Genomic DNA, 4396 nt, shown 5'->3' with positions numbered 1-4396 from the left:
TAAAGGTATTTCCTGCTCGTTAGGGTCGAAAGAGGCGTTTAAACGAGACGGGCTTCCCTGAGGAAGCCCGCTCGTTGCGCTGAAGGCCCAAGGGGTCTTCATGGATTATGACCTAGTGGTCGATGGCGGCACCAGCGCCTTTCGGGTAGCGCACGCTTTCCACCAGCTCCTGGATTTCACGCGGCGGCGGTGCCGTGACGCTCGACACCGCGAAGGCCACGGCGAAGTTGATCAGCGCACCTACCGCGCCGAAGGAGAGCGGCGAGATGCCGATGAACCAGTTGTCCGGCGTGTTCGGCAGCATGTTGGTGCCGGGAATGAAGAACCAGCCAAGGTAGGTGAAGATGTACAGCAGCGTGCAGATCAGACCGGCCAGCATGCCGCACACTGCGCCGGCACTGTTCATGCGGGTGGAGAAGATACCCATCATCAACACCGGGAACAGCGACGCCGCCGCGATACCGAAGGCCAGTGCCACGGTCTGCGCCGCGAACCCGGGCGGATTCAGCCCCAGATAGGTGGCAAGCAAGATCGCCCCGCCCATCGAGATCCGCGCCGCCAGCATCTCCTTTTTCTCGCTGATGTTGGGATTGATGGTGTTCTTGATCAGGTCGTGGCTGATCGCCGAGGAGATGGCCAGCAGAAGCCCTGCTGCGGTGGAGAGCGCCGCCGCGATGCCGCCCGCCGCGATCAGACCCACGACCCAGCCGGGCAGGTTGGCGATCTCGGGGTTGGCCAGTACCAGGATGTCGTTGTTGACGGTCAGTTCGTTGCCTGCCCAGCCGCGCTCGGTGGCCGTGCCCTCGAAGCCGGCGTTGGCGTCGTTGTAGAACTGGATGCGGCCGTCGTCGTTGAGGTCGTTGAAGGTGATCAGGCCCGTCTCTTCCCAGGTGCGGAACCAGTCGGGACGATCCTCGTAAAGGATCGGTTCGGCGGCCGCCGCCTCGTAATTCTCGACCTGGCCGGTCATCTCCGGGTACACCGTGGTCATCAGGTTGAGGCGCGCCATGGAGGCCACTGCCGGTGCTGTCAGGTACAGAAGGGCGATGAACACCAGCGCCCAGCCTGCGGACCAGCGCGCGTCGGCCACTTTCGGCACGGTGAAGAAGCGGATGATGACGTGGGGCAGGCCGGCGGTACCGATCATCAAGGAGAGCGTGAACAGCAGCATGTTGAGCTTGTTGTCCACATCCGCCGTGTAGTCCTGGAAGCCCAGCGCCACGACCACGTCATCGAGCTTCTGCAAAAGCGGCACGCCGGATTCCGAGTGGGTGCTGAACATGCCGAACATCGGGATCGGATTACCGGTGAGCTGCATGGCGATGAACACCGCCGGGATGGTGTAGGCCACGATCAGCACGACGTACTGGGCCACCTGGGTGTAGGTGATGCCCTTCATGCCGCCGAGGACCGCGTAGAAGAAGACGGTCAGCGCCGCGATCCAGATACCCCAGGTGCTGGGCACTTCCAGAAAGCGCGAGAAGGCGACGCCGGCGCCGGTCATCTGGCCGATGACGTAGGTCACCGAGGCGATGATCAGGCACACCACCGCGACCACCCGGGCGGTGGGGCTGTAGAAGCGTTCGCCGATGAAGTCCGGCACGGTGAACTTGCCGAACTTGCGCAGATAAGGCGCGAGCAGCATGGCGAGGATCACGAAGCCCCCGGTCCAGCCCATCAGGTAGGTGGAGTTGGCGTAGCCGCCGGAGGCGATCAGGCCCGCCATGGAGATGAACGACGCCGCCGACATCCAGTCCGCGGCGGTGGCCATGCCGTTGGTGATCGGGTGAACGCCGCCGCCGGCGACGTAGAACTCCTTGGTGGAGCCGGCTCGCGCCCATATCGCGATGCCGATGTAGAGCGCGAAGGAGGCGCCGACGAACAGCAGGTTGATGGCAAACTGGCTCATGGCTTACTCCCCCAGGCCGTATTTCTTGTCGAGCTGATTCATTCTCCAGGCGTAGAAGAAGATCAACGCGATGAAGGTCAGAATCGAGCCTTGCTGAGCGAACCAGAAGCCCAGGTCCGTGCCGCCGATGGAGATCGACGCCAGCAGCGGGCGAAACAGGATGGCGCAGCCGTAGGACACGAACGCCCAGACGACCAGACAGCCGAAGATCAGGCGGACGTTGGCCTTCCAGTACGCAGCAGCATTGGATTTATCATCTGCCATCATGATGGTGCTCTCCGTTTATGTTGTTCAAGATTGGAAAGTGGACGCGATGCGGATGACCTGTCAGGAAGTGCCCCTGACACGTCGCTTTTTTTAATGGTGCTCGTGGCTCTTGTCTTTGCGGCGTAGTGTTCATCGATGTCCCTTGTTGTTGTCTTTTTAAGCGCCGGGCAGGGGTCTAAGGCAATATTACCTCAGTGGACTCGAAGTAATACTGGCCAATAAATGCAAAAAAAGAATCCCGACTTTGGTATCAGGCGACGACGATGCGAAAGAGACAGGGATTTATACAGCGAAGGCGTTCTATTTACTAATCTTTTTGAGCCACAAGACTACGACTTTTGTCCCGATAGGACGATAGTCTATAGCTCGCTATGAAAGCGGATTTGCTACTTTGAAAGAGTTGTTTTCGATACTTATAACAAAGATGAAAAGCACCGTTAAAAGAACTCCGAGTCTATAGACTTTAGTCCGGTAGTTCTGCGTTTAGGGTGTCGAGAGCCGATGGAAATAGTTTTTTAATCGTGTCGATTAGACCTTTGCTTCATAGCTTAAAGTAGGGCCTTCACGTGGTCGGCACGTTGTCGCATGAACAACCGGAGTGACTCATGATCGAGGTCGATCTATCCAGATTGCCCTTTTCGCTGCTCGATGAAGCCGGCGGCGAGCGCGTGCGCGGCGCTCTCGATCTGGCCTATTTCGACAGCGGCGACATCATCGTGGAAATGCAGCACGCCGTCGATGGCGTGTTCATCATCCATCGCGGAGAAGTCGCCGAGCTCGACCCCACCTTGCCCCAGGCGCAGGCGCGCATCGGCCACTACACCGCGGGAGATCTGTTCGGCGCGATCAGCCTGCTCAACGGCAAGAGCCGCTACCGTTTCGAGGCGGAGCAGGAGACGCTTTGCTACGTGCTCCCCGGCGCCGAGTTCATGGCGCTGTGCCGCGACTACCCGGATTTCGAAGGCTTCTTTCGCCAGTCGCTCTCGCACAAGGCGCGGCTTCTGACCGAGCGCCGCGCGGCGGGCGGGGTCACCATGGCCGGGTTCATGCTGGCCCGGGTGAGCGAGTGCCTGCGCGGGGCGATCGTGCTCGAGGGCGAGGCGGACATCCAGGCGGCGGTGGCCACCTTGTTCGACCATCACGCCGATAGCCTGCTGGTGCGCACCGACGGGCAGCTCGGCATGATCACCAAGACCGATCTGCTGGGGGCGCTCGTGCTCGATGGCAAGCCCACGACGACGCCGCTTGCAAGCCTTGCCCGTACCACCCTGGTGGTGGTGGCGCCCGACCAGTACCTGTTCGAGGCGCTGATCACCATGACCCGCCAGCGGGTGGCGCGAGTGGTGGTCATGGAAGGCGACACGCTTCACGGCGTCGTCGAGCTCACCGACGTGCTGAGCTACTTCTCGAGCCGCAGCTACGTGGTGGGCCTGCAGATCGAGAAGGCCGCCGATCTCGAGGCGCTCGCCCAGGCGAGCCGGCGCACCCCGGAGCTCGTCCAGGCGCTGATGGCCCAGGGCGTGAAGCTGCGCTTCGTCATGGAGCTTCTGGCCGCGATCAACGGGCGCATCATTCAGAAGGCGTGGCACTTCAGCGTGCAGGACCCGCCGGAGAACCAGTGCTGCCTGGTGGTGATGGGCAGCGAAGGGCGCGGCGAGCAGATCCTCAAGACCGACCAGGACAACGCCCTGATCCTCGCCGATGGCGTGGAGTGGGAGGACGCGCCCGCCCAGATGCAGGGCTTCACCCGCACGCTGATCGAGCTCGGCTACCCGCCGTGCCCCGGCGACATCATGGTCTCCAACCCCGCCTGGGTGGGCAGTGTCGCGACCTGGTGCGAGCGCATCGAGGGCTGGGCGCGACTGCGCGACGGCGACAGCCTCATGAAGATCGCGATCATGCTCGATGCCCACGCCGTCGCCGGAAACCCGAGCCTTGCCGAGCGTGTGCAGGCGGCGCTGTTTCGCCGCTGCGCCGACGACGAGCTGCTGCTGAGCCATTTCGCCCGGGCGGCGCTGCGCTTCTCGACGCCCTTGACGCTGTTCGGCTCGCTCAAGAAGCGCGAACACGGCATCGACATCAAGAAGGGCGGCATCTTCCCCCTCGTCCACGGGGTGCGCACCATGGCGCTGGAGCGGCGCATCGAATCGACCGGCACCTTCGAGCGCCTCGAGGCGCTGGCCGACGACGGCCGCCTGGAGCGGCGCTTTGCAAGCGATG

At 62.3% G+C, this 4396-nt stretch carries 3 protein-coding genes; 1 reads left to right on the top strand and 2 read right to left on the bottom strand.

Annotated features, from left to right (window positions below):
• Positions 1 to 112: 112 nt before the first annotated feature.
• Positions 113 to 1909, bottom strand: a complete 1797-nt coding sequence (locus BIS11_RS11810) for a sodium:solute symporter family protein (RefSeq protein ID WP_253423571.1) — start codon at positions 1907 to 1909, stop codon at positions 113 to 115.
• Positions 1910 to 1912: 3 nt separating this feature from the next.
• The gene (locus tag BIS11_RS11805) at positions 1913 to 2173 is read right to left on the bottom strand and encodes a DUF4212 domain-containing protein (protein WP_227389197.1); all 261 of its coding nucleotides are present in this window, start codon (positions 2171 to 2173) and stop codon (positions 1913 to 1915) included.
• A gap of 608 nt (positions 2174 to 2781) precedes the next feature.
• Between BIS11_RS11805 and BIS11_RS11800 the strand changes: the two genes are divergently transcribed.
• Positions 2782 to 4396, top strand: a 1615-nt coding sequence (locus tag BIS11_RS11800; protein WP_253586092.1) for a DUF294 nucleotidyltransferase-like domain-containing protein, incomplete at its 3' end; no start/stop codon positions are given.

The organism is Halomonas sp. 707D4 (genome assembly GCF_024158685.1).
Taxonomy (GTDB): domain Bacteria; phylum Pseudomonadota; class Gammaproteobacteria; order Pseudomonadales; family Halomonadaceae; genus Vreelandella.
This window is presented reverse-complemented; position numbering and strand designations above follow the sequence as displayed.